Origin of the sequence: Lentzea sp. DG1S-22 (genome assembly GCF_036321065.1) — a bacterium.
GTDB classification, from domain to species: domain Bacteria; phylum Actinomycetota; class Actinomycetes; order Mycobacteriales; family Pseudonocardiaceae; genus Lentzea; species Lentzea jiangxiensis.
Genome location: NZ_CP143276.1, coordinates 2,885,431 through 2,911,465, shown reverse-complemented (window position 1 = coordinate 2,911,465; position 26,035 = coordinate 2,885,431). Strand labels below are relative to the sequence as shown.

Here is a 26,035-nt window from a genome sequence, read left to right as displayed (position 1 = left end):
ACTTCGGCGGGGTGGTCATGCGGACGAAAGTCTTGACGGTGGTCGTCGCACTCGTCGGTGCGGCGCTGGTCAGCGGGCCGTTCGCGTGGGCGGAACCCGAGCCGTACCTGGTGGGCCGCGGCATCTCCGACGTCACCGGCCCGGCCGCCGAGAACGGCATGATGGGCTACTCCAAGTTCGACCAGAAGACGACGGGCATCCACCAGCGGCTGCGGTCGCGGGCCTACGTCGTGGTCGACCGGACGACGAACAAGCGCGTCGCGTACGTCAACGCCGACCTCGCGATGATCTTCCGCGCGGTCCAGGAGGGCGTGCTCGCCAAGCTCCAGGCCAGGTACGGCAACACCTACACCCGCGAGAACCTGCTGCTGTCCGCCACGCACACGCACAGCGGTCCCGGCGGCCAGTCGCACAACCTCGCCTACAACCTCTCGATCCTCGGCCTGCAGCCGCAGGCTCTCGCGGCGGTCGTGGACGGCATCACCGAGTCGGTCGTCGAGGCGCACGAGGACGTGAAGCCCGGCTCGATCAGCCTCGGCTTCGGAGAGCTCACCGACGCGTCGGTCAACCGGTCGCGCGTGGCGTTCGACCGCAACCCGGACAAGGGCTTCTTCCCGCGCGGCATCGACCCGCAGCTGACCGTGCTGAGGTTCCGGCAGTCCGGTGACGACGTCGGCGCGATCAGCTGGTTCGCCACGCACAACACGTCGATCACCAACGCCAACACCCTGATCAGCCCGGACAACAAGGGCTACGCGGCGTACCAGTGGGAGCACGACGACGAAGGCGTGCGGTACCTGGACGACGCCGCGGGCTTCGTGGCGGCGTTCCCGAACACCAACGCCGGTGACATGTCGCCGAACCTCAACCTCAAGCCCGGCTCCGGCCCGACCGAGAACGAGTTCGAGAACGCCCGGATCATCGGTGAGCGCCAGAACCGCAAGGCGCAGGAGGTCTACAACGGACCGCAAGCCGCGGTAACCGGTGGCGTCGACCACCGGATGCGGTTCGTGGACATGTCGGCCGTGCGGGTCGAGGGCCGCTACACCGACACCGGCCAGCCCGGCACCACCTGCTCCGGCGTCGTCGGCGCGTCCACGATCGCGGGCAGCATCGAGGACGGCCCGGCGATCCCCGGTTTCTCCGAGGGCATGCAGTCGCCGTGGAAGAAGCTCTTCGAGCCGTTGCAGATGGAGGTCCCGCAGTGGCTGCGGGACTGCCAGTTCCCCAAGGCTTCGCTGGTGCCGACGGGCTTGATCGGCGCCACCCCGGACGTCGTGCCGCTGCAGATCGTCCGCATCGGACAGCTGCACCTCGTCGCCGTGCCCGGTGAGGTCACGATCACCGCGGGCCTGCGCATCCGCAAGGCGGTGGCCGCCGAAGCCGGTGTTCCGGTGCGCAACGTGCTGATCCAGGGCTACGCCAACGACTACAGCCAGTACGTCACCACGCCCGAGGAGTACGACTCGCAGCAGTACGAGGGCGGCTCGACGTTGTTCGGCCGCAACACCACGCCCGCGTACCAGCAGGAGTTCGCGAAGCTCGCGGCGTCGATGAGGGCCGGCACCGCCCTGCCCGCCGGGCCGAACCCGGGCAAGCCGCCGTTCACCGAGATCAACCTGCAGACCGGTGTCGTGCTCGACGACAAGCCCGCCGACAAGAGGTACGGCGACGTGCTGACCGCGCCGAAGGCCTCGTACCGGCGCGGTGAGACCGTCACGTCGGTGTTCGTCACCGGGCACCCGAAGAACAACCTGCACCGCAACCACACCTTCCTGGAGGTGCAGCGGCAGGTGGACGGCCGGTGGGTGCGCGTCGCCGACGACGGTGACTGGTCGACGCGCTACCGGTGGGAACGGGTCGGCATCGCCTTCTCGAACGCCACGATCACCTGGCAGATCCCGGCGGACACCCCGGCCGGCACGTACCGGATCGTGCACCACGGTGACGAGAAGTCCGGGTGGACCGGCAGGATCACCGGCTTCACCGGCGCCACGGCGGGCTTCACCGTCGGCTGAGGCTCTTCCCGGACGGCCCCTGCCCTCTCGCGGGCAGGGGCCGTCGCTGTTCCCGGTGCCGATGAGGCGCTGATTACATTGTGCACGATTTAATCGTGCACTAGCTTTATGGCATCACCCCGGAACGCCAGGAGGAAGCCATGAAGCGCCCAGTTCTCGAACCCGCCGCCGCCGAGTTCGCCGCCGCCACCGCCCAGCGGCCGTTCCTCTTCGAGCTCGACCCGGCCGAGGGCCGCAAGGCCGTCGACGAGGTCCAGTCGGGCGAGATCGCGGCGCCCGAGGTCGACGAGCAGTGGGTCGAGCTCGACGGCTTCAGGGTCCGCGTCGTCAAGCCCGCCGGCACCACCGGTGACCTGCCGGTCATCCTCTACATCCACGGCGCCGGCTGGGTCTTCGGCAACGCCCGCACCCACGACCGCCTGGTCCGCGAGCTCGCCGCCGGTGCCGGTGCCGCGGTCGTCTTCCCGGACTACTCGCTCTCGCCCGAGGCCCGCTACCCGGTCGCGATCAACCAGAACTACGCGACCGCGCGGTGGATCCGGGACTCCGGCGCCTCCTACGGCCTCGACGCGACCCGCGTGGCGGTCGCCGGCGACTCGGTCGGCGGCAACATGGCGGCCGCGCTGACGTTGCAGGCCAAGGAACGCGGTGACGTCGACCTGGTGGCCCAGGTGCTCTTCTACCCGGTGACCGACGCGTCCTTCGACACCGACTCGTACCTGCAGTTCGCCGAGGGCTACTTCCTGCGCCGCGACGGCATGCAGTGGTTCTGGGACCAGTACACGACGAACCCGGTCGAGCGCGCCGAGATCACCGCTTCCCCGCTGCGCGCCACGCCCGACCAGCTCGCCGGTCTGCCGCAGGCGCTCGTGATCACCGCCGAGGCCGACGTCCTGCGCGACGAGGGCGAGGCCTACGCCGACAAGCTGCGCGAGGCGGGCGTGCCCGTCACCGCCGTCCGGTACGCGGGCGCGATCCACGACTTCGTGATGCTGAACGCCCTGCGCGGCACGCACGCCGCCGAGGCCGCGATCAACCAGGCCGTCGCCTTCCTGCGCGAGGCGCTGAAGAAGTAGGCACCGCAGGCGTTCCGCGGCCCCGCTCCCTGGTGGAGCGGGGCCGAACGGCGTTCAGAGGAGCAGTTGGACGAGCACCGCCGCGGTCGCGGCGAGGAGCACCAGCTCGGCCAGGGCGAGCACGAGCGGGGTGCGGCGTGCGGCCGAGGGCGGCGCGGCCGAGAGCTGGATGGTCGCCATGACCTGGATCGTGGCGGGGAGCTGGATCGCCGCCGGCACGTGGACGACGGGCGGGAGCTGGATGGTCGCCCGGACCGGCACGCCGGCGACGGGCGGCCAGCCGGTGGGCACCGGGATCGGTCCCGTCGGGAACGGGCTCGCTCCCGCGGACGGCCTCTGCGCCGGGAACGGCACGGACTGCGGCGGCGGCACGGCCGCCGCCGGTGCCTGGACCGGCGCGGGCACCCCGTAGTTGATCATACTGCGGTCCACCGGAGGCCACGGCTTCGCGGCCTCGCCACCGGTGGCGGTCCCCCGGACCCCTGAGCCATCACGACCACCCCTTCAACTGCGCCAGCTGCACGCACCACGCCGACACCTCGACCAGCAGGAGCACGAGCCCGGCCACGAAGCACCACTGCAGCTTGCGGAGCTTCTTCTCGATGGCGTCGAGCCACCGTTCGAAGTCGGCCGCGAGGTGCCGCCGCATCGAGTCGAGGTCGTGCCCGAGGTCGACGGCGCCGAGCAGGCGGGACGCGCTCGACAGGAACGTCCACCGCCAGACCGGTGCGCAGATCACCAGTGCCAGCGCGAGGACGCCGGTCATCGCGGTGATCGCGACGACCGTGGCCGTGCCCCGGCGCGGGCTCTGCAGGGCGGTGCCGACGAACGAGGAACTCACGAGAGCGGCTCCCGCGGTCAGGAGGGTGACGCGGGAGCGCAGGTCGTCGAGCGCGCCCTGCTGGTAGCTCAGGGCCCGCAGCGACTCCGAGAACACCAGCTCGAGCCGTTCGTCCGGCTCCACCCGCCCAGCATCCGCCGGAAGGTCCAGCGCGGCGTGCTCCGTTCGCGTGGAGTCAGATCCGCGAGGTGCGGGTCACGGCGAACGGGGTGCCCTGCTGGCACGTCGTCACAGCGCCGGGGTCGGGCCTGCCGGACACCTCGACGACGGCGCCGTTCACCGCGATCGCGGGATCCGCGCCGAGCAGCAGGTACTGCTCGCCGGGTGTGCTGAGGAGCGTGCAGCCCGGCTCGACGCCGGCGGACACCGTGCCCCGCACCGTCTTCAGGGTCGGGTCGAGCGCCCGCGACGGCGTGGGCAGCGGCGGCGGGGCCTGCGTGGGCGTCACCGACGACGGGGGCAGCGGTGCGGGGGCGCTCGGCGTGCTCGTGGGTGTGTCGGACGTGCTCGACGCGGGGCTCCGCAGGGGAGCCTGTTCGGTGGCACCGCACGAAGCAAGCACCAGGCACAGCAGCACAGCCGCCAACCCGCGCATCTCACGTCACCTCCGATGGACCACCGCGACGGCGCACGGCGCGTGGTGCAGCACAGCGTGGCTGACCGATCCCAGGATCGCACGGCTCACCGCGCCGCGGCCGTGGCTGCCCACCGCGACGAGAGCCGCGCCCTCGGCCGCGCGCAGCAACGCGCGGGCGGGAGCGTCGAACGCGACCTCGCGCGCCACGTGCACGCCGGGCCACCGCGCGGCGTGGGGCGCGAGCCGTTCGTCGAGGAGCCTGGCGAGGTCGGCGCGGACGTGGCCGACGTCCGGCTCGGGCAGCTCGGCCCAGCCGGCGTCGTTGAACGCGTGGATCGCCAGCACCTCGCGGCCGTGGCGGGAGGCGAAGTCGAAGGCGAACGCGAGGGCGCCCGCCGAGGTCTCGGAGCCGTCGACGCCGACGACCACGCGGCCCTCCAGCGGGCCGGAACGGGTCACGACCACCGGACGCCCGCAGGCCGACACCAGCTCGAGGGCGGTGGACCCGAGGAACATCTCGCGGATGCCGGTGCGGCCGGAGGAGCCGAGCACGAGCAGCTCGCCGGGTTCGTCGGCGAGGACGTCGACCGGACGGCCGAGGCGGACGTGCGCGGAGACGTCGAGTCCCGGCCAGTTCCGCCTCACCTCGGCGGCGAGCTCGGCGAGGTGGTCCTCGGCGGCCTTCGACATCGTCTCCTCGGAGACGAACTCCGGCACGGGGATCGTCATCGGCGTGAACACCGGCTCCGGCAGAGGAGCCCGCACGGCCTGGACCACCTGCAACGCCGCACCGCGCCGGGAAGCCTCCTCGGCACCCCAGAGCACCGCCCGCCGCGACAGGTCGGAACCGTCGAAGCCGACCACGACCGTGGACATGGAAACCACCTCCGGCTGGGGCATACCCGGCCGGAGGTGGCGCCAAAAGTGAGCTAGCCGATGACGAACTGCGAACCCGGCTCGACGGTGATGTCGCCGTCCCGCGAGTTCGTGATCGTCACGTTCGTCAGGCGTGCCGACCCGCGGGCCTGGGCCATCGCGAGGATGCCCGAGCCGTTGGTGGACCTGTCGATGCGCACGTTGGTGATCCGCACGTCCGGCATGCCGCTGCCGCCGCCCTTGAACTGGATCCCGTCGTAGGTCGAGTCGAGGATCTCGGTGTCGCGGATGACGACGCCGGGGATCGGCAGGTTCTGGGAGAACAGCGTGATGGCGCCGAACTCCTGCGCCTCACCCCAGAACGCGCCACCCGTGCGGTGCAGGGCGTTGTTGGCGAGCAGCGTCGTCCCGCCGAACGGCAGCGGGTCGTGGTCGGTCGCCAGCATGATGCCCGGGTAGTTCGCCGTGTCGGAGATGATGTTGTTCTCGGCGCGGTTGTCCGACCCGCCGTAGATGGCGATCCCGTTGGCACGCCAGGGGAGCGCGATCGTGTTGTTGAGGAAGGCGTTGCCGCTGCCGACGTCGGTGTTCTGGTCCTTCACGTACTTCGACGCCCACACGGCCAGCGCGTCGTCGCCCGTGGTGCGGAACGACGAGTTGAACACCGTGGAGTTGCGGGTGCCGTTGGTGAAGTTGATGCCGTCGGCGTAGGTGTCGCGGATGCGCATGCCGCTGAACAGCAGGCCGTCGCCGGGGTTCCAGCGGTCGGGCAGGTTGGCGTAGTCGCGGCCGACCCAGACACCGACGTTGGCGTGCTCGATCCACACGTTGGTGACCTTGGTGTTCTTGCCGAACCGGCCGTTGAGGCCGACGCCGCCCTCGGCGCCCCCGTCACCGCCGCGGATCCGGCCGGAGCCGAAGATCGCGATGTCGGAGATCTGCGTGTTGTCGTCGACGTCGAACCCGAAGTTGCCCTCGTGCGGGTGGTTGATCGTGTCCGCGTCCTGCGGCTGGATCAGCGAGAACAGCTGCGAGCGCCACATGCCGGCGCCGCGGATCGTGACGTTGCGGATGCCGACCTGGTTGTCGCCACCGCTGTTGAACACGGTCAGGATCTTCTTCTCCTGGCGGAAGCGGCCCTCCGGGATCCAGACGCAGGGGATCTCCCCGTTCTGGTCGGCCGTCACGGCGCGCTGCAACGCGTCCGTGTCGTCGGTCTGGTCGTTCGCCGTGGCACCGTACTGCGTGATCGAGACGCATTCCGACGGTTTCTGCGCCGCGGGTGCCACCTGCTCCAGGTCGACCAGGTCGATCACGTAGAACTGCGCGGTGTCCCCGGAGTCGCGCTGCAGCTTGAACCTCGTCCCCGCGGGGTAGGAGTTCGCGAGCAGCGCCTGGGACTCGTCGAACAGCCTGCGGGCGTCGCCGCCGGGGCGGTTCGTGAGGCCCTCGGGGTCGTCGGTCGTGCCGTAGAGCCAGCTGTGCCGCGACGAGAGGGTCAGCTTCTGCACGAACTGGTCGTTCGCGTACAGGCTGATCGTCGCTTCCTGGCCACCGCCGGCGGGGGCGTCCGGGATCGAGTTGCGCACGACGATCGAGTTGGTGCCGACCGTCGAGGTGATCTCCACGAACTGGCCCTGCGCGTCGAGGCGCACCGACCTGCGGCCCGAGGACTCGGAGCCGAAGTTGGTGTGCCCGAACGTGCGCTTGGCGTCGGCCTCCAGCAGCGTGCCCTGGTAGCGGCCCGCCTCGGCCTCGTACGTGGTGAACGGCACCGAGGCGCCGCGTCCGACCACAATGGACTGCGTGGCGGTGTTGTTGTTCTCGTTGGTCTCCGCCACGACGTTGGTGGCGTCCGCCGTCGCGGTGGCCGTGGCGCCGCCGTTCGTGGCGGTCCAGGGGCCAATGTTGACCGTCACGGTCTGACCGGCGTTGATCGCCCCCGTGGTGGCGTTCACCGTGCTACCGCCGATGGACACGCGGGTCACCGATGCGCCCGCCGCGGACGTGCCGCGGTTGTTGACCTGCACGGCGAACGTCACCTGCTGCCCGGCCGCCGGGGACGACGGGTTCGGCGTGACGCCGGTGACCCGCAGGTCCGGCCCCGGTGCCTGGCCGACGACCAGGGGCGAGCCGGAGGTGAAGGTGTTGTTGCCCTCGTTGGTCTCGGAGACCTGGCCCGCCGGGTCGACGGTGGCCGCGGCCGCGTAGGAGCCGGCACCCCGTCGGCCGGCGTCGACCGTGACGCTCGCCGTCGCCGCGGGAGCGAGCCCGCCGACCTGCGCGGTGCCCACGACGGTGCCGCCGAGCGTGACGTTCAGCGTCGTCGCGCCGGAGGCCGCGGTGCCGCCGTTGCGCACGGTGGCGGTGAGCCTGATCGCGTCGGCCTCGCTCGGGCTCTGCGGGGTCCACGTCAGGTTCGTGACGGTCAGGTCGGGAGCCGGTGCGGCGGAGCCGAACACCTGGAGCTCGGCGACCTGGCCGCCGGGCGCGCCGGTGTTCGAGTGGAACTGCAGCCGCACGTCCGACGCACGGCCGGTGACCGGGATGGTCACGGTGTTGCCGGTGGCCGGGTCGAACCGGTGGTCGGCACGTGCTTTCAGCGTCGTGAACGCCGTGGCGCCCGCCGCACGGCCCAGCACCTCGAAGTTCTGCGTGCGCGCACCCCAGGCGCTGCCGGGGTTGAGCTTCACGACGACCGAGGTGATGTCGGCGTTCGAGCCCAGCTTCGCGGTCAGGTGACCGGGGAAGCCGCCTGACTCCCAGTACGTGCCGGTGTTGCCGTCGACGGCGTTGGCGGCCACGAAGTCGTGCACGTGACCGGACTCCTCGACCGGCTTGCCCCTGGCGAGGTCGTCACCGGGCGGCGGTTCGGCGGAACCGGACTCGCCGTGCACCTCGAACTCGCTGAGCTGCCCGGCGGGCCAGGCGGTGTTGGCGGTGATCGTGACGCGCACGTAACGCGCGCTGGTGGCGGGGAAGTCCAGCGTCACCGTGTTGTTCGAGCCGGGGGAGAAGACCTGGCTGCGCGCACCCACGAGGTCGCTGAACTGCGAGCCGTTCTGGCTGCCCTGCACGACGAGGTCCTGCGTGCGCTGCTCCCAGCCGGAGGGCAGGCGCAGCACGACCTTGCTGACGTCCTCCGCGGCGCCCAGGTCGGCCTGCAGCCACTGCGGGAACACGCCGTTCGTGCTCTCCCAGTAGCTGCCCTGGTTGCCGTCACCGGCGTTGCCCGCGCCGTACGGGCCGTTGGTGCTGCTCGCGGTCAGGGTCGCGGACAGCCGGGCAACCGCTGCTCCTGCCGCGGGTGTCAGTCCGAACAGTGCGAGAGCGCTGACGACCGCAGCACTCACAGCACGCTTCATGAGCGTGGATTTCATGTGGTTTTCCTTCGCGGCAGGGGTGTCAGATGATGTTGATCTTGAAGGTGGACGTCGTGTTCCTGATGTCCTGGAAGTTGTCGCGGAACCTCAGGCCGGTGAAGGTGACCTCGCCGACGGCGGGTCCCTGGTTCGGTTCCGGCATCTCGTTGGCCCACAGGCCGAAACCGGACTTGGCGTCGAACGCGTCACCGCTCTTGCGCGCACCCGAGATGCTCACGCCGGACAGCACGGTGTCCTGGAAGACGTTCTCGGCCGCGCCGTTGTACTTGGTCTGGAACATGATCCCGCTGTAGGTCGGGTCGATGATCTCGACGTCGTTCACCCGGATCCCCGTGTACTTCTTGGAGGCGGAGAACATCCAGATCGCGCCGAACGTCTGCGCGCCCCAGAAGTGGCCGCCGGAGCGGACCAGGGTGAGGCCGCTGAACGTGGTCGGCTCGGGCCCGAAGTCCTCCATCGGGTAACCGAAGTCGAGCGAGCTGATCGTCACGGCGGAGTAGGTGAGCGTGTCCGCCACGTAGATGTTGCGGAACGTGTTGAGCTTGCCGCCGTAGACCGCGAGACCGGCCGCGCGCCAGGGGGTGAGCACGGACAGGTTCTCGAAGACGTTGTCCTGCTGACCGGTTCCTCCGTTGTCGGTCGCGGCGAACAGCGCGAACGCGTCGTCACCGGTCGAGCGGGCCTCGATGTTCGCGATCCGGTTGCCCGACGAGCCGTTGGTCATGTTCAGGCCGTCCGCGTACATGTCGCGGATGCGGCTGTCCCTGATGACGTTGTTGTCGACGTTGTTGCCCCAGAACAGGCACATCATGTGCTCGACCCAGATGTTCTCGATGGTCGTGTTCCGCACTCCGGCGACGTCGAACACCTTGCCCGGCCCGTTGATGCGCGCGGTGTAGTTGCCGAAGACGGCGAACCCGCTGAACGTCGAGCCGCTCGCGGACGACTGCGCGGAGAAGCCGATGTCGGTGTTCTCCTGCGTCGGCGGGGCCTGGAACCGGGTGAACCAGGGACCGGCGCCGACCACGCGGACCGCCTTGCCGTAGACCTGGAACTTCTGCGCCGTCTGGTACGTGCCCGCGGGCAGGTAGACGCCGACGAGGTTCCCCGTGGTGTCCATCCGGACGCGGTCGAGCGCGTTCTGCACGTCCTGGTGGGTGAACCCGGCGGGCACGGCGTAGCGCGCGGCGTCGGGGTTCCGGGCGGCCGTCACCTGTTCGAAGTTCACGAAGTCGATCGCGTAGTTCGTGGTGTTGGCGGCGTCCTTCTGCAGCTTGACCTTCGTGCCCGCCGGGAACGTCCGGTCGAGCATCAGGTTCGCTTCGTCGTAGATGTGGCGCGGCCCGCCCGCTCCCGGCGAGTTGCCCGGCTCGGCCTCGTTGCCGTAGAGCCACATGTACTTCGACGTCAGGTCGATGGCCTTGTGGAGCTGGCCGTTGACGTAGACGTTGAGGGTCGAGGTGATGCCGCCGCCACCGGAGCTGTCCGGGATGGAGAAGCGGGTGACGAGCGTGTTGGTGGGACCGGACGTCGTGAACTCGACCGACTGGCCGGTGGAGTTGAGCGTGACGGCACGGCGGCCGGACGCCTCACCGGCGAGGTCGCCGATCGTGCGGTTCGGGCCGAGCACCTGCGCACCGCCGCCGACGGTGGCGTCCTCGGCCTCGACGTGCTGCCACGGGACGCTCGCGCCGCGGCCGATGAACAGCGACTGCTCGCCGGTGTTGTTGCCCTGCTTGGCCGGGACCTCGTTGCCGTCGTTCGCGATCACCGTGCGGACGGTGTACCGGCCGTTGGCGGCGGGCCACGTGCCGAGGTCGACCGCGGCGGTGGTCGCACCCGCGCCGATCGTGCCGTTGTGGCTGCCCGTCAGCGTGCGGACGGTCTGGCCGCTGCTGTTGACGATCGTGACCGTGATGCCGTGGGCACCGGCCGCGGACGCGATGGTGCCCTGGTTCTTCAGGGCGACGCTGAACGTGGTGTTCTGGCCGTGGGCCGGGTTGCTCGGCGACCAGGACGGCACGGCCACCAGGTCGGAGCTCGGGACCGCCGTCACGACGAGCCGGTCGGGGTGGACGCGGGCGTTGTCGGTCTCGTTCTGCTCCGCCACCTTCTTGGTCTCGTCGACCTTGGCGGTGTACTCGTAGGACCCTTCCGGACGTGCGGAGATCGTGGTGCTGACGTTCGCCTGCGCGCCGGCGGCGAGCGCGCCGACCCCAGCGGTGCCGACGGCGGTGGTGCCGAGGAAGAACGTCACGTCGGTGGCGCCGCTGGCCGCCGATCCCGCGTTGCGGACGGTGGCGTTCAGCGTGATCCGGTCGGTCTCGACGGGGCTCGCCGGCGTGAACGACGTGGCGGTGACGGTGAGGTCGGGGTTCGGGGCAGGGGTGCCGAACACCAGGAACTCCGCCACCTGGGCGCCGGGAGCGCCGGTGTTGGACGTGAACCGCAGCTGGACGTCGGCGACCCGGCCGCCGCCGGTGATGGTGATGGTGTTGCCGGTCGCCGGGTCGAAGCGGTGGTCGCGGCCGGCGACGAGGCTCGTGAAGCCGGTGGCGTTCTGCTCGCGGCCGAGGACCTCGACGTGCTGCGTGCGCGCACCCCACGCCGAGTCGGGGTTGAGCTTGATCGCGACGGAGCCGACGTCCGCGTTCGATCCCAGCCGGACGGTCAGCGTGCCGGGGAACCCGCCGGACTCCCAGTAGGTCTGCACGTTGCCGTCGTTGGCGTTGGCGGCGACGAAGCCGTGCACGTTGTTGTTCGCCGTGACGGGCTTGCCCTGCGCCAGGTTCGTGCCCGTGGCGCCCTCGCGCGTCGCGGAGCCGCTGGCGGGGGACTGGTTCCCGGCCGCGTCCTTCGCGACCACGTGGTAGGTCACGCGCAGGCCGTCGGGCTGGGTGTCGGTGTAGGTCGTGCCGGTGACCGTCGTGCGCAGGGTGCCGTTGGCGTAGACGTCGTAGCCGGTGACGCCGACGTTGTCCGTGCTGGCGTTCCAGGTCAGCCGGATCTGCCCGGCCTGCGGCTGGGTCAGGACGAGGTTCGCCGGGGCGGTGGGGGCCTGTGCGTCACCGCCGGTCGGCCCGTGGACCTCGAACTCGCTCAGCTGTCCGGCGGGCCAGCCGGTGTTGCCGGTGATCCGCAGCCGGACGTACCGCGTGGTGGCCGCGGTGAACTCGACCGCGATCGTGTTGTTCGAGGCCGGGGTGAACTCGTAGCCCTTGCTCGCCACCAGGTCCGTGAAGTTCGTGCCGTCCGTGCCACCCTGCACGGCGAAGGTCTGGGTGCGGGCTCCCCAGTTCGCCGTCGGCAGCTTCAGCACGACCCGGTCGGCCTTGACCGCGGAACCCAGGTCGGCCTGGATCCACTGCGGGAAGGCGTTGTTCGCGCTCTCCCAGTAGGTGCCCTGGTTGCCGTCCCCGACGTTGGCGGCGCCGTAGTCCTGGGTGCTGCTGCTCGCGGTGAAGGTGGCGGCGAGCCGCGCGCCGACGGCGGCTTCGCGGACCTCCAGCTTCGCCGTCGTCTTCGTGGCCCGGACGTGCCGCACGAGAGTGGGGTCGACCTGGAAGGTCACCCTGCCGTCGCGGAAGGTGTGCGGTTGTTCGGCGACCAGCGTCGACCAGCCCCTGCCGTCGAGGCTCGTCTGCACGGCGAAGGTCTCGGTGCCGTTCTTCGGGGAGGAGAGCGTGACGCGGTCGATGCGGGTCTGCTTGCTGAGGTCCAGGCTGACCGGTGCCGCCTGTGCCGCGGGGGAGATCGTCAGGGTGGCCGCGGCGGTGATCGTTGCTACCAGCGGGGCTAGCAGGGAGCGAGCGCGTGTCGTCGGTGACATGGCGTGCTTGGCCCTTCTCGGTGGGGACGCGAGGGGGTGTGGCGCGCCTCACCGTAGAAGTGACCAGCAGATTACCGCAATATCTCGACGTGATTGCGCAAATTTACGACAAAAGCTCTGAACAGGAAAGACGGGTGCTGCTCTCCGTGTACGAGCAGTGTTGCAGCGTGCATGAGGTCGATCACCAGCGGCTGGACTCAGGGTGTCGTGGGAGGTTCGGACCCGAATCGCCCTCCAAAATTGATTCGATCTTGACGGGTCCGCTTGCGGCGGTTTGCTCAGCGCTTGCTCGGGTTGCGTAAGCCTTGCGCAAGTGGCGGAGCTCGGCGAAGAACGTCCGGTTCGGTTCAGCCGACCCGCTCAGCCGGCGTTGAACGCCTTGGCGACGGTCAGCGTGTCCTCGTACAGGTGCATGCGAACGATCCGGCCGCCCTCGACCCCCAGGTGCATGGCCACCGGTGTGGTGAACTCCTCGCCGCTGGCCACGGCGGTGTGCGTGAAGACCGCCAGCAGCACCACGTCACCACCGTCGACGATGACCCGCTCCAGCACGACCTTGCTCTTGCCGTGCGCGAAGTGCGGCCACATGGTGGTGAAGTACGGCGCGACCTCCTCGCGGCGGGTGCGGCGTCCGGTCCAGGGCAGTGCGTCACTGCCGGGGACGTGCCAGTCGATCTCCTCGGAGAACAGCTCCTGGATTCCGTCGGGGTCTTGCCTGCCGAGGCGCTCCAGGAACTTCTCGGCCACGGTTCGCGAGGTCTGCGTCTCTGTTGCCATCGTCCTTGTCCTTCATGTTGTTGTTGTGTCGCAACCGTTGTCCTGGCGACGGCGGTCTTGTCCGGTGAGGCTCCTCAATTCCTTGATGTAACCATTCTTGTTACATCGACGTGCGCCCGATGCGACCCCCTGCATCGGGGAGCGGGACGGCCGGGATCAGGCGGCTTGCAAGACGTCCCGCAGCACGTCCTCCAGCGTGGTCTTGGCCAGCACCTTGCGCAGGGCGGCCTCCACGTCGTCGTACACGGCGGTCAACGCCGGTCCGATGCCGTGGCCCACCACGCACTCGTGGTCCGGTGTCGAGCGGTGCAGAGCGAAGACCGGTCCCGGTTCGATCGCCTGGTAGACGTCGAGCAGGGTGATCGCCGCCAGGTCCCGCGTGAGCATCCAGCCGGCCCCCGCTCCCCGCCGCGAATCGGCCAGGCCCGCCTTGCTCAGCGTGGCCAGCAGGCGACGGATCACCACGGGGTTGGTGTTGACGCTCGTCGCGATCTGCTCGGAGGTGGCGACCTCGTTGCCGCGCCGCTGATACAGCCCGATCCACGTCAGGGCGTGCGCAGCGATGGTCAGCCGGCTGTTGGCGCTCACGTCAGGCCCTCTTCCTCTCGCCGCCGCCCCTAGTCGTAACCGTAATAGTTACAACCACAGGTGGCAAGTTCGGGCACTCGCAAGTCCCGGACCACCTGCCAGAGCTGAGGACCAATGCCACGCGGTAGCGGGTCGAGGACGTGCTGGGAAGGCCCGCGCGCTCGTTCGCCTCGTGGGCTCGCGAGCACGCGGGCGCGTTCGTCAGCGGAGCAGGTACGCGTCGACGATCGTCTGCTCCACGGTCTGGCCGCTGCCGGACGCCTTGGCGCGCAACGACACCGACTTCGCGTCCCTCGGGTGGGCGAGCAGCACGCGCCCGGCCGTCATCTGCGTGCGGCGCCACGTCGTCCCGCCGTCGTAGGAGACCTCGACGGACGTGATGCGGACCGAGTCCACCTGGGACTGCGTGGACAGCGGCACCGACAACATCTGGCCCGCCTTCCCGTAGCCCTCGTCGTCCAGCTGCGGCGTGAAGCGGATCACCGACAACGGCAGCGCGGTCTGCTTCGAGGTGGTGTCGCTGCGGAACGTCCAGACGCCGGACACCTCGGTGCTCAAGGCGGTGTCGCGGGTCGCGGACGTCTCCACGCGGTAGGTCGCGGAGCCCGGTTCGACGTCGAGCACCGCCCAGCCCGCCTCGGCCGTCTCGGCGGCCTTGACGCCGTCGCGGTACACCGTGGTCTTCGCCTCGGACACGGGGCTGTAGCCCTCGTTGCCCGTGCTGTCGCCGTACAGCGGCACGGTGATCCGGACGAAGTCGCCGGTGCGGAACGAGTGCGGCATGCCCCGCGTCGGTGGCAGCGCCGGGCCGAACACCGCTCGGTGGAAGGGTTCCACGTACGACCTGCCCGGCCGGTAGTGCCGCAGCGGTGTGACGAGACCACCGATGTAGCCGGTCTCGTCGAACAGGGTGAACCGGCGCGACCAGTCGCCGCCCTCGCCGCCGTAGTACTCGGTGCGCGGGCCGGGCGTGAAGTTGTCGAGTGAGCCGTAGGTCCAGTCGGCGCGGCCCTCCGGCGAGGAGGTGTGGCCGATGCTCGCGGTCTGACCGGGCCCGAGCGGTGGCATGTCGACCCTGACGGACGCGAGGTCCTTCTTCGCGACCGTCTTCGTCAGCCCGTTGGGCGCGGATCCCTTGCGGTACCAGGCGAGTCCGTAGAAGTCGGTGCCCGCGGTCCAGAACGTCGCGATCTTGCCGGTGACCTCGTCCGAGTCGGGGCCGAGGCTCGCGACGCCGAGGTGGTCGATCGCGCCGCCCACCGAGAAGTCGCCGATGGTGTAGCTCGTGCCGTTGACGACCCGTTCGAAACCGGTCTGCAGCAACGACAGCTGGGCGGCGACCGGGAGCGTCACCTTGATCGGCTTGGCCTGCCGGGCGTCGAGCGTGATCGTCGTCGCGCCGGTGACGGTGAGGTTCGGGTAGTTGATGGCGTCGTGCGTGTAGCCGCTGCCCGACGACAGGACGCTGCCGGACAGGACGTAGCGGCCCTTGGCCAGGCGTGCCACCCCCGTCGCGCTGTTCGGCCACACGCGGGCGCCGGTGTCGACGTTGACGAGGAACGCGAAGGTCGACGACGCCGGGGCGCCGGAGCGTTCGACGCCGGCGACCGCGACGTCGTAGCTCTCGACCTCCAGGTCGGCGACGACGGCCGTCCGCACCCCGCTCGCCACGACCGCGCCGCCGAACACGCCGCCGGCCGGTTGCTTCGCGAGGTCCGCGGTGACCGTGGCCTTCGCGGTGCCGCCCGCCGGGACCGTGAGCGTGGCGGGGGAGACGCTGAACAGCGCGCCGGTCGTCTCGGTGGTGAGGTCGAGCGTGACGGGCTCGGAGCCCGCGTTCGAATACGTGATCTCCTTCGACAGCACGGGTTCACCGGTGTGCGGCCACTGGTGCGAGCCGAAGCTGATGCCGGTCGGGCTCGCCGTCACGTTCTGCTCGACCAGCTTGGCGACGTCGACGCGCCCGGAGCCCTGCTCGAACGGCGTCAGCTCCGCGGTCGGCGTGGTGCCGCCGGTCAGCCGCGCCTTGAGCGCGGCGCCGCCGAGCCCGGGGTGCTGCTGGCGCAGGAGAGCCGCCGCGCCCGCCACGTGCGGCGTCGCCATCGAGGTGCCGTCGAGCGAGGTGTAGCCGTCGGCGACCGGCGCGCCGATCCTGCCGTCCGAGTGCAGGGCGGCGACGATGCCGACGCCCGGCGCGGTGAGGTCGGGCTTGAGCGTGCCCGCCTGCGTCGGGCCGCGGCTCGAGAACTCGGCGACGCGGTCCTGGTCGTCGACCGCGCCGACGGTCAGGGCCGCGTCGGCGGTGCCGGGAGAGCCGACGGTCTTCGCGTTCGGGCCGCTGTTGCCGGCCGCCACGACGAACAGCGTGCCCTTCTCGGCGCTGAGGCGGTTGACGGCTTCCTCGAGGGGCTCGACGGCGGGCGTGTCGAAGCCGCCGAGGCTCATGTTGACGACCTGGGCACCCTGCTCGACCGCCCACTCCATGCCGGCGATGATGCCGCTGTCCTGGCCGGAACCGTTGTCGCCCAGCACCTTCACGTCGAGGATGCGCGCACCCGGCGCCACCCCGTGGTACTTGCCGCCGCTCTTCGCACCGGTGCCCGCGATGATCGACGCCACGTGCGTGCCGTGGCCGTGGTGGTCGCCGTTGTCGGGTGAGCTGGTGAAGTTCCGCTCGCCGATCTCGCGGTCTGCGAGGTCGGGGTGGGTGTTGTCGACGCCGGTGTCGAGGACGGCGACCGTGGTGCCCGTGCCGGTCAGGCCCGCGGCGTAGGCGGCGGGGGCGTTGATCTGGGCGACGCTGCGGTCCAGGGTCGCCTGACGCCGGGCGTCGAGCCAGATCCTCTCGATGCCGCCCAGCGCTCGGCCGGCCCGTTCCAGCGCTCCCGCCTCCGGCCGCGACCCTTCTTGTAGGAATGTTGACATTCCGACAAGAGGCGTCCGGGCCGCGTCGAACGCGACGCCGTTGATGCTCGGCAGCTGCAGCCCGGTGCTCAGGGTGCGCGGGGCGCCGTCGGGGTAGGTGACGATCACGGGCAGCGCGCCGCCGTACGTGGCGAGCTCGGTGACGTCGAAAAGCCGTTCGTCGAGGCGTCCGCTCGCGATCAGGGGAATGGCGTCCCGCGGCACCACGTACTCGTGGCCCTGCGCCGTGTAGGTCGAGAACACGACCCGTTCGCGGCCCGGTGCCGGCCTGACGGCCCGCTGTCCGGTGAGGACCTGGTCACCGGTGATCAGCGTGACGGTCGGCGCGGACGCCGCACCGTGCGGAGCGGCCGTGGGTGGAGCGGCTCGGTGCGGAACCGCTGGGGCGGGAGCGGCTTGCGCCTGGGCGGCGGTGAGCAGGGCACCGGTCAGGACGACGACTCCGAGTAGGCGCACCCGGTCCTCCGTGGGTCTGTGAGAGCGATCCCACGGACCGTAGTGAGGTGCTCACTCGGGTGACAAGGTCTACACCAATTTTCGGCACGCTTTAATCTTTGCGCCATGACGGGGCTGCGGGAACGCAAGAAGGCCGCCACCAGGGAGGCGCTGGGGGACGCGGCCTGGAGCCTGTGCGTGCGGCACGGCCTCGACCGGGTGACGGTGGACCAGATCGCGCGGGCGGCCGGGGTGTCGCTGCGGACGTTCTTCAACTACTTCTCCTCCAAGGAGGAAGCGGTCGTCGCCGGCGACACGGCCACCGCGCTCGCGTTCGTCGAGGAGTTCGCCGCCCGCCCACCCGGCGAACCGGTGCTGGTCGCGCTGCGGGAGGCCCTGCACTCGATCTACCCGCAGCACGTCGACCTCGAACGGCTCCGCCAGCTGCGCGAGCTGCGCCGCCACCCGTCGCTGCTGCCGCACGTGTTCGCCGCCTACTCGGCCCGCGAACAGGCCCTCACGGCGGCGATCGCCGAGCGTTGCGGCGTCGATCCGTCCGTGGACCCCTATCCGGCCGTGACGGCGTCGACGATCCTCGCGTCGATGCGCGCCGTGGTGCAGTGGTGGCTCGACACGCCCCAGGCTTCGGAGCGCTACACGGCGGCCGAGCTGGTCGGCCGGATGATCGACCAGCTCGGCACCGGGTTCACCAGGTGACCGGCAGCCTGTGCACGCCGTAGATCGACATGTCGGTGCGCAACGGCACCTCGTGTGCAGGCACGGCGAGTTCCAGCGACGGCAGCCTGCGCAGCAGCTCGGTGAAGCCCACCGCCATCTCGACGCGCGCGAGCTGCTGGCCGAGGCACTGGTGGATGCCGTGCCCGAACGCCACGTGGTGCCCGCGCGGCCGGTCGAGCAGGAGCGCGTGCGGGTCGTCGTACTGGCGCTCGTCGCGGTTGACCGCGGGCACCGACACCACGACCGTCTCCCCGGCCCGCACGGTGACGCCGCCGATCTCGACGTCCTCCCTGGCGTGGCGTGAGACGCCCGCGCTGATGATCGACAGGTAGCGCAGCAGCTCCTCGACCGCGTTCTCGACCAGCCCGGGGTCCGCGCGCAGCTTCTCGAGCTCCGCGGGGTGCTCCAGCAACGCGAACGTGCCGAGCGCCAGCATGTTCGCCGTCGTCTCGTGGCCCGCGATCAGCAGCAGGTTCGCGATGCCGACGAGCTCGTCCGCGGTGAGGTCGGTGTCGCGCACGAGCCCCGACAGCAGGTCGTCACCGGGGTCGCGCTGCTTCTCCTCGACGAGCTGGCGCATGAACAGGCGCATCTCGGTCGCGTTCTTGATCTGCTCGTCGACGGTGGTGTTCAGGCTGAGCAGCTTCGACGTGCGGCGCTGGAACTCGTCGCGGTCGCCGTAGTCGACGCCCAGCAGCTCGCAGATCACCAGTGACGGCACGGGCAGCGCGAAGTCGTGCACCAGATCGGCCGGTGGCCCCTTCTCGACCATCGCGTCGAGACAGCCGGTGACGATCTCGTGCACCCGCGGCGTGAGGTCGCGCATCCGGCGCACGGTGAACTGCCCGGTCAGCAGCCGCCGGAAGCGCGTGTGCTCGGGCGCGTCCATAAAGATGAACGACCCGGCCCGCCGCTCCGGCGGGAACATCTCGGCGTGCAGCTCGGGCGAGATCAGGGCCTTCGCACGAGGGCTGTTGATCCGGTCCGAGCTCATCTGCGGCGCGGCCAGCACGGCCCGCGCCTCGTCGTGCCCGGTCACGAGCCAGACGGAGTCCCCGTTGTGCTCGACGCGGTGGATCCCTCCGCGCCCGCTCAGCTCGGTGAGTCCCGTGGCCGGGTCGAACGGGCACCCTGCGCGCTTGTCGGTGAGTTCGGCGGGCAACTGCGGGCGGAGGAGCTGTGCCGCGTTGCGCTGCCGCTCGGCCGTGGTCATGGCCTCTCCCTGTCTGACCCGGTGTGATCGGGCCGTGGCTCGGCGTCACCTCCACGCTACTCAAACTTGCGCGTCGTGCAAGATTTTGCGGTGTCTTTGGCCGGGAGAGAGGAAATGGGAGCCGCGCTTGCCCCGGGCTGTGAACCGGCACCGGCTCGCTCGCGGTCGTGAGCCGGTTTCAGACGGCGAACACCTGCGAGTCGTCCGCGAAAGCCTTGAACTCCAGCGCGTTGCCCGCCGGGTCCAGCAGGAACATCGTCCACTGCTCGCCGGCCTCGCCCTTGAACCGCACGTACGGCTCGATCACGAACTTCGTGCCCGCCTCGGTGAGCCGCGCGGCGAGCGCCTGGAACTCGTCGACCTCCAGCACCAGCCCGAAGTGGGGGACCGGCACGTCGTGGCCGTCGACGGGGTTGCTGACGCGCTCGGTCTTCGGCGCCAGGTGGGTGACGAACTGGTGGCCGTGCAGGTTCCAGTCGATCCACGTGTCGGAGCTGCGGCCCTGCTCCAGGCCGAGCGTCTCGCCGTAGAAGCGGCGGGCGGCGGCGAGGTCGTCGACGGGCATGGCGAGGTGGAAGCGGGGGATGTTCGGCATGTAGGAATGTTAACATTCCTACAATCGACGGGATTGTGCGGTTGTTAACATTCGGACATGGGTAAGGACGACAAGCCGCTCACCCTCGCGCCCGCCCGTCGCCGGGGCCTGGGCAACGAGGTCGCGGACACGATCCGGTCGACGATCTTCACCGGCATGTTCCGGCCCGGTGACCCGTTGCGCGAGGTCGAGTTGTCGAAGGCGCTGCAGGTCAGCCGGGGTCCCGTGCGGGACGCGCTGCAGTTGCTCGAGCGCGAGGGGATCGTGCGCAGCGAGTGGCACCGGGGCGCCACGGTGACGGTGTTGTCGGACGAGGACGTGGCCGAGCTGAACAGCTTGCGCGGTGCCTTGGAGGAGTTGGCCGTGCGCCGCGTGGTCGAGCACGCCAGCGACTCGGCCCTCGTCGCGATCGCCATGGCCGCGAAGGCGATGGAGCGGGCCGAGGACCCCTACGGGATGGTGCGCTGCGACATCCAGTTCCACGACGCGGTGTACGTGGCGGCCAAGCACTCGCGGTTGCTGGAGGCCTGGTACGGGATCCGCTCGCAGGTGTTCCTGTTCCTGATCATGCGCATCAACTCGAGCACGGCCGGCTACCTCGACCACGTGCGGCTGGAGCACGACATGCTGGTGGCGGCGTTGCGGGCGCGGAACGTCGAGGCGGCGGTGGAGCTGTTCGCGGTGCACCGCAAGCACGCCTTCGACGTGCTCGCCTCCGAGGCGTGAGCCGCGGTCCACATCGGACGCGAACCGGAGGCGGAAGCTAGAGCCACCCGTGCTCGACGGCCCGCTGGAAGGCCTCGGACCGGTTGGCCACGCCGAGCTTCGCCACCGCGGCCGACAGGTGGTTGCGCACGGTCCCGGCGGACAGCGAGGTGCGGGAGGCGATCTGCGCCACCGGCGTCCCGAACTCGCTGAGCCGCAACACCTCCAGCTCCCGCTGCGTCAGCGGGCAGGGAGGGGCGGCCAGCGCGTCGGCGGCCAGCGCCGGGTCCACCCAGCGCCCGCCCGAGTGCACGCGGCGGATCACGTCGGCGAGCGTGCCGCCGGGGGACCCCTTGGGCAGGAAGCCACGAGCGCCGGCGTGCAGGGCCTGCTGCAGGTGCGGTGGCCGGCCGCGGCCGGTGAGGATCACGACCGCGCACGAGGGCAGCACCCGCCCCAGCTCCTCGGTGACCTCCAGGCCGTCCAGGAAGGGCATCTGCAGGTCCACCACGGCCACGTCCGGCCGGTGGGCCCGCGCGGCCTCGACAGCGGCCCTGCCGTCACCGGCGCGGGCCACCACCCCGAGGTCCGGTTCCAGGTCCAGCAGGGCCGCGAGGGCGTCGCGGATCAGCTCCTCGTCGTCGGCCAGCAGCACCCTGATCACGCGGGCACCACGACCTGCAGCGTGAAGACGTCGCCGGACTTCTCGGCGGACACCCGGCCGCCCACGGCCGCGAGGCGTTCGCGGATGCCCCGCAGGCCGTTGCCCTCCAGAGAAGGCTTCTCGGTGCCGTCGTTCGTCACGGTCATCCGCACCTCCTCGTCGGCCACAGCGACGTCGATCATGCACCACGTGGCGTGGCTGTGGCGCAGCACGTTGGTGCACGCCTCGCGCAACGCCAGCGCGAGTTGCGTGGCCGGCTCGCCGTGCACGTCGGCGTCCGCGACCGTGCAGCGGATGCCCGCCTCCGTCAGGACGTTGCGCACTGCCTCCAACTGCTCCGGCAGGTTCACGGCGCGATAGCCGTGCACGGCGTCACGCACCTCCTCCAGGGCCGTGGACGCCAGTCGTTGCGCCTCGAACGCCTCCGCGGCCGAGCGCTCGGGGTCGGTCGCGGCCAGGCGCCCGGCCAGTTCGGACTTCAGGGCGATGACGGTCAGGCGGTGGCCCAGCAGGTCGTGCACGTCGCGGGCGAACCGCAGGCGTTCCTCGCTCACGGCGAGCTCGGCCTGCGCCTCGCGGCCGGCGCGGGCCTCGCCGAGCAGTCCGGCGAACCACATCGGCAGGCCGCCCATCGCGATGATCGTCGCGCCGACGGAGGCCGCGATCATCTGGTACGCCGTGTGGTCGCGGCTGACGAAGAAGCCGACGACCCCGGCCAGCACGACGGAGCCGACCGCGGCGAGCCACCGCCAGGGACCGGTCAGCAGCAACGGCGCGAAGCCGGCCGCCGCGCCGCCGATCCACGCCCACGTGTGCAGCTCGTCGGAGCCGACCGGCGCGACCAGCGGGACCGTCGCGAGGGTCGCGGCCACGAGCACCCGCAGCGGACCGCCGCGCAGCGTCACCGCGTACGCGACGGCCAGCACCAGCAGACCCAGCACGCCGAGCCAGCGCGTCCCGGACGGCTCGCGCAGCACCGCGACCAGCGGCACGGCGAGCGACGCCACCCACAGCAGGTGCAGGGTGCCGCGCAGAGCGGTGTGCGGAAGATCGGTCATCGCCATCAGACTAGAACCACACCATCAGGATCGTGACCGCGATGACCAGGTCGAACACGCCGCAGAACTCCGACCACCAGCGCGGCACGACCGCGTTGCGCACGTGGTGGACGAGGTCCCAGACGGCGTGCGCGCCCCAGCCGGACGCGATCAGCAGGACCCCGGCCGGGGGCGACACCAGGACCACCGCGGCGGCGAGCACCGCGTAGAGGCCGAACACCCCGAGCTGCACTCCCGGCGCCCGCCGGCCCCAGAACAGGTACACGGCCTGGCACAGCAGCAGCGTCCACACGGGAGGCACGAGCGGCGACTGCCAGAAGTCGAACGTCACCGCGAGCGCGACCACGGTGGGCCAGCGCGAGCCCAGCGCCTTGACCACCGGGTTCGCACTGGGCGTCCCGTGCACGTCGTGTCGGTGCCTGACCAGCACGAACGCCATCGCGGGCAGCATCAGCAGATGCCCGCCCACCTCGACGGCGTGACCGTCGAGCAGCCCGAACCAGTACGGCACGAGCACCACCAGGTACGGCACGAACATCGCCGCGCACATCTCGGCGATCCGGCCGTGACCCCGGTACGACATCCACAACGCCATCGGCACCGACATCGCCACCGCCATCCACAGGGCGGCGAGCTCGACGCGCTCCGGCGTCCACAGCGGCCCGAGCAGGGCCATCCCGACGAGCATCGCCACGAGCATCTCGGCTCCGTGGCGCACCAGCGGCCGAACCGCGGGAGAGACCGTTGTTGTCATGCACCGAGCATCGGGAAGATCGGGGACAAGCCCCATCCGCGCGATGTCATGACCTGCCTGTGCGAAACGCACAGAAGATCTATGCGTCGATCTCGGCCCAGATGGTCTTCCCGCCGGTGAACTCGCGCGTGCCCCAGCACCGGGAGATCTGGGCGATCAGGATCAACCCGCGTCCCCGGGAGTCGCCGAGCCTGGACTGGCCGAGCTGAGGCAGTTCGGCGGGTGTGTGGTCGTCGACCTCGACCCGCACGAAGTCAGTGTGGCGTTGCACACGCACGACCCGAGGTCCCTGCGCGTGTTCATAGGCGTTGCTGGCCAGTTCAGTGCACACCAGCAGGACGTCGAGCCGGGTGTCTTCCGACAGGTCCTGCAAGAGCGCCCCCACCCACGCGCGCACGGCGGCGAGGTCGGGCGTTCCCTCCGGCAGGGTGTGCACGGTCCTCGCGGAGATGCTCAGCACCTCTGGGGTGTCCATATCCATCCCACCTCGTTCGGCTGAGGCCCTCCTGGCTGCTCAAGATGGCCGTCAGAGTGCGAAATACCACTGTGCGTGCTACCCCAAACGTGTGGACGGGTATGGCTTGGACCTCGCGCTGGTCGCGCTGCTGGTGTTGCTCAACGCCGCCTTCGCGGGCAGCGAGATGGCGTTCGTGTCGCTGCGGGAGGGCCAGCTGCGCTCCCTGGAGAGGGAGGGGCACCGCAGGCTGGTCAAACTGGCACGAGACCCGAACCGGTACTTCGCGACCGTGCAGATCGGCATCACCCTCTCGGGCTTCCTGGCATCGGCCACGGCGGCGGTCTCGCTCGCGGCGCCGGTGGTGCCCCTGCTGAGCTTCCTGGGAGGCGCCGCCAACGGAGTCGCGATCGCGCTCGTGACCGTCGTGCTGACGTTCGTCACGCTGGTCTTCGGGGAGCTGGCGCCCAAGCGCCTCGCGATGCAGTACGCGGTGCGCTGGGCGAAGATCGTCGCACGCGTGCTCGACCTGCTCTCGACGATCTCGCGGCCGGCGGTGTGGCTGCTGAGCAGGTCGACCGACCTGGTGGTGCGCGTCTTCGGCGGTGACCCGAACCGCGACGAGGAGCAGATGTCGGCGGAGGAACTGCGCGATCTCGTTGAGGTGCAACAACACCTGAACCCCGAGCAGCGCACGATCATGACCGGTGCGCTGGAGATCCACGAGCGGCGCCTGCGCGAGGTCCTCGTGCCCCGGAGGCAGGTGACCGTTCTCGACGCAGGTTTGGACACGGCGGTGGCGCGGGAAATCTTGGCGAAGTCCGGACATTCACGGGCACCGGTGACCAAGGACGGTCACCTGGACGACGTGGTCGGCGTGGCCAACCTGCGCGACCTGCTCGACGACGAGGTGGCCCTCGCGGACGTGGCGAGGGCGCCGATGGTGCTCCCGGACTCGGTGCGCGTCACGGACGCGTTGCGGCGCATGAAGGCCGAGCACGAGCAGATGGCGCTCGTGGTCGACGAACACGGCGCCGTCGACGGCATCGTGACGCTGGAGGACCTGCTGGAGGAGATCGTCGGTGAGATCTACGACGAGACCGACTCCGACGTGGTGGCGGTGAAGGCCGAACCCGACGGATCGATCGAGCTGCTGGGCACGTTCCCGGTCCACGACCTGGTGGACGTCGGCGTCGAGCTGCGGGACCCGCCCGCGGGCCCCTATTCGACGGTCGCGGGCCTCGTGCTGGTGCTCCTCGGCCGCATCCCCGAAGAACCGGGCGACGTGGTGGAGGTGTCCGGCTGGTCGATCGAGGTGCTGGAGGTCGAACACCACGCGATCACCCAGGTGCGGTTGAAGCACCGGAAGCGAGATGAGGGAGAGGTCACAGCGGAAACCGCGGAATGAGACGGGCCTCTGAACCGTTACACACCAGTGGAGCCACTTCGGCTCCCACTCCTGCCAACGGAAACGGGGGGATTTGTCATGCCTGCAGATCTGAAGAACCGCGCATCCGGGCAGCAGGACGGCGACTCGGTCGGCCAGTACCTGCGCGATGTCGGCCGCACGCCGCTGCTCACCGCCTCGGAAGAGGTCGAGCTGTCCCGGCGCATCGAGGCCGGTGTCTACGCGGCCCAGCTGCTGGAGAGCGGGGACACCGGAAATCGCGAACCGCGGCTGCTGCGCCGCGTCGTGGCCGAGGGCGAGCGCGCCAAGGACCACATGATCCGCGCGAACCTGCGCCTGGTCGTGTCGGTCGCGAAGAAGCACTCGTTCCGCGGCCTGCCGTTCGGCGACGTGGTCCAGGAGGGCAACCTCGGCCTGATCCGCGCGGTCGAGAAGTTCGACTACGCCAAGGGCTACAAGTTCTCGACCTACGCCATGTGGTGGATCCGCCAGGCGATCGAGCGCGGTCTCGCCGAGCAGACCCGCACCGTCCGCCTGCCGGTGCACGTGGTCGAAGAGGTCAACAAGCTCAAGAAGATCGGGCAGAAGCTGTCCGCGTCGCTCGGCCGCGAGGCGACGGCCGAGGAGATCGCCGCCGAGGCCAAGTGCTCACCGCAGCGCGTGCAGGACATGCGCGACGCGGCCCGCACGTGCGTGTCGCTGGAGACGCCGGTCGGCGGCGAGGGCGACTCGGTGCTGGGCGACCTGATCCAGGACACCGACGGGGTGTCGGCGCCGGACCTGGTGGAGCAGCAGGAGTTCACCGAGGGCGTGCGGTCCCTGTTGGACGTCCTCCCCGAACGGCAGGGCCGGATCATGCGCCTGCGCTACGGCCTGGAGGACGGGCGTGCCCGCACCCTGCAGGAGGTCGCCGAGGAGCTCGGCCTCACCCGTGAGCGCATCCGCCAGCTCGAGAAGCAGTCGCTCGCCCAGCTCAAGCAGTCGGGTGACCGGGACGATCTTTTCGCACTGGCCGGCTGACAACACGACGAAAGTCGCTTGTTCCCGGGCTTGTCGCAACTAAAGACTCATCACGTCCGACAACGGACTAACGCTGTTTCGCAACCGCGTGTGAACGCATC

The 26,035-nt window shown here is 70.3% G+C and carries 21 protein-coding genes; 6 read left to right on the top strand and 15 right to left on the bottom strand.

Going from position 1 to position 26,035, the window contains the following annotated elements; genetic code table 11:
* Window positions 1–17 precede the first annotated feature (17 nt).
* On the top strand, window positions 18–2,018 hold the full coding sequence (locus V1227_RS12490; RefSeq protein ID WP_329792674.1) for a neutral/alkaline ceramidase: 2,001 nt from the start codon (window positions 18–20) through the stop codon (window positions 2,016–2,018).
* A gap of 140 nt (window positions 2,019–2,158) precedes the next feature.
* Window positions 2,159–3,094: an alpha/beta hydrolase gene (locus tag V1227_RS12485; RefSeq protein WP_329792673.1), complete on the top strand. Its 936-nt coding sequence runs from the start codon at window positions 2,159–2,161 to the stop codon at window positions 3,092–3,094.
* A gap of 54 nt (window positions 3,095–3,148) precedes the next feature.
* On the opposite strand, the gene V1227_RS12480 is transcribed toward V1227_RS12485, so the two are convergent.
* The 9 genes from V1227_RS12480 to V1227_RS12440 all read right to left on the bottom strand — a co-directional run bounded on the left by V1227_RS12480 (window position 3,149) and on the right by V1227_RS12440 (window position 17,346).
* A complete protein-coding gene (locus V1227_RS12480) occupies window positions 3,149–3,514 on the bottom strand; it encodes a hypothetical protein (RefSeq protein ID WP_329792672.1) in 366 nt (121 codons plus the stop codon).
* Window positions 3,515–3,584: 70 nt separating this feature from the next.
* The gene (locus V1227_RS12475) at window positions 3,585–4,058 is read right to left on the bottom strand and encodes a hypothetical protein (RefSeq protein WP_329792671.1); all 474 of its coding nucleotides are present in this window, start codon (window positions 4,056–4,058) and stop codon (window positions 3,585–3,587) included.
* Between the two features lie 52 nt (window positions 4,059–4,110).
* Window positions 4,111–4,530 (bottom strand): hypothetical protein, encoded by a 420-nt coding sequence (locus tag V1227_RS12470; protein ID WP_329792670.1) that lies wholly within the window; start codon window positions 4,528–4,530, stop codon window positions 4,111–4,113.
* 6 nt (window positions 4,531–4,536) lie between these two features.
* A complete protein-coding gene (locus V1227_RS12465; protein ID WP_329792669.1) occupies window positions 4,537–5,388 on the bottom strand; it encodes a universal stress protein in 852 nt (283 codons plus the stop codon).
* A 53-nt stretch (window positions 5,389–5,441) separates the two neighbouring features.
* Window positions 5,442–8,741 carry a CARDB domain-containing protein gene (locus tag V1227_RS12460; RefSeq protein WP_329792668.1) on the bottom strand — a complete coding sequence of 1,100 codons (3,300 nt, stop codon included), beginning with the start codon at window positions 8,739–8,741 and terminating at the stop codon, window positions 5,442–5,444.
* A 52-nt stretch (window positions 8,742–8,793) separates the two neighbouring features.
* Window positions 8,794–12,600, bottom strand: a complete 3,807-nt coding sequence (locus tag V1227_RS12455; RefSeq protein WP_329792667.1) for a discoidin domain-containing protein — start codon at window positions 12,598–12,600, stop codon at window positions 8,794–8,796.
* A 360-nt stretch (window positions 12,601–12,960) separates the two neighbouring features.
* On the bottom strand, window positions 12,961–13,377 hold the full coding sequence (locus tag V1227_RS12450; RefSeq protein WP_329792666.1) for a nuclear transport factor 2 family protein: 417 nt from the start codon (window positions 13,375–13,377) through the stop codon (window positions 12,961–12,963).
* 156 nt (window positions 13,378–13,533) lie between these two features.
* Entirely contained in the window at window positions 13,534–13,965 is a 432-nt protein-coding gene (locus V1227_RS12445; protein ID WP_329792665.1) for an Rrf2 family transcriptional regulator, read from the bottom strand.
* Between the two features lie 201 nt (window positions 13,966–14,166).
* Entirely contained in the window at window positions 14,167–17,346 is a 3,180-nt protein-coding gene (locus V1227_RS12440) for a S8 family peptidase (protein ID WP_329792664.1), read from the bottom strand.
* Window positions 17,347–17,451: 105 nt separating this feature from the next.
* On the opposite strand from V1227_RS12440, the gene V1227_RS12435 reads away from it, so the two are divergent.
* On the top strand, window positions 17,452–18,042 hold the full coding sequence (locus V1227_RS12435) for a TetR/AcrR family transcriptional regulator (protein WP_329792663.1): 591 nt from the start codon (window positions 17,452–17,454) through the stop codon (window positions 18,040–18,042).
* On the opposite strand, the gene V1227_RS12430 is transcribed toward V1227_RS12435, so the two are convergent.
* The gene (locus V1227_RS12430) at window positions 18,032–19,276 is read right to left on the bottom strand and encodes a cytochrome P450 (protein WP_329792662.1); all 1,245 of its coding nucleotides are present in this window, start codon (window positions 19,274–19,276) and stop codon (window positions 18,032–18,034) included. The genes V1227_RS12435 and V1227_RS12430 overlap by 11 nt on opposite strands.
* 178 nt (window positions 19,277–19,454) lie before the next feature.
* A complete protein-coding gene (locus V1227_RS12425) occupies window positions 19,455–19,871 on the bottom strand; it encodes a VOC family protein (protein WP_329792661.1) in 417 nt (138 codons plus the stop codon).
* Window positions 19,872–19,928: 57 nt separating this feature from the next.
* On the opposite strand from V1227_RS12425, the gene V1227_RS12420 reads away from it, so the two are divergent.
* Window positions 19,929–20,597, top strand: coding sequence for a GntR family transcriptional regulator (locus V1227_RS12420; RefSeq protein ID WP_329792660.1), 669 nt, complete (start codon window positions 19,929–19,931; stop codon window positions 20,595–20,597).
* A gap of 37 nt (window positions 20,598–20,634) precedes the next feature.
* On the opposite strand, the gene V1227_RS12415 is transcribed toward V1227_RS12420, so the two are convergent.
* From V1227_RS12415 to V1227_RS12400, 4 genes are all read right to left on the bottom strand, one after another.
* Window positions 20,635–21,240, bottom strand: coding sequence for a response regulator transcription factor (locus V1227_RS12415; RefSeq protein ID WP_329792659.1), 606 nt, complete (start codon window positions 21,238–21,240; stop codon window positions 20,635–20,637).
* Window positions 21,237–22,298 (bottom strand): sensor histidine kinase, encoded by a 1,062-nt coding sequence (locus V1227_RS12410; protein ID WP_329792658.1) that lies wholly within the window; start codon window positions 22,296–22,298, stop codon window positions 21,237–21,239. Before V1227_RS12410 ends, V1227_RS12415 begins: the two co-directional genes overlap by 4 nt.
* A gap of 10 nt (window positions 22,299–22,308) precedes the next feature.
* Complete coding sequence (locus V1227_RS12405) at window positions 22,309–23,052, bottom strand: hypothetical protein (protein ID WP_329792657.1); 744 nt, start codon at window positions 23,050–23,052, stop codon at window positions 22,309–22,311.
* 79 nt (window positions 23,053–23,131) lie between these two features.
* Window positions 23,132–23,527, bottom strand: coding sequence for an ATP-binding protein (locus tag V1227_RS12400; protein ID WP_329792656.1), 396 nt, complete (start codon window positions 23,525–23,527; stop codon window positions 23,132–23,134).
* Between the two features lie 91 nt (window positions 23,528–23,618).
* Between V1227_RS12400 and V1227_RS12395 the strand changes: the two genes are divergently transcribed.
* Both V1227_RS12395 and V1227_RS12390 read left to right on the top strand, forming a co-directional pair.
* On the top strand, window positions 23,619–24,914 hold the full coding sequence (locus tag V1227_RS12395) for a hemolysin family protein (protein WP_236224799.1): 1,296 nt from the start codon (window positions 23,619–23,621) through the stop codon (window positions 24,912–24,914).
* A gap of 78 nt (window positions 24,915–24,992) precedes the next feature.
* The gene (locus V1227_RS12390) at window positions 24,993–25,934 is read left to right on the top strand and encodes a sigma-70 family RNA polymerase sigma factor (RefSeq protein WP_329792655.1); all 942 of its coding nucleotides are present in this window, start codon (window positions 24,993–24,995) and stop codon (window positions 25,932–25,934) included.
* Window positions 25,935–26,035: the final 101 nt, after the last annotated feature.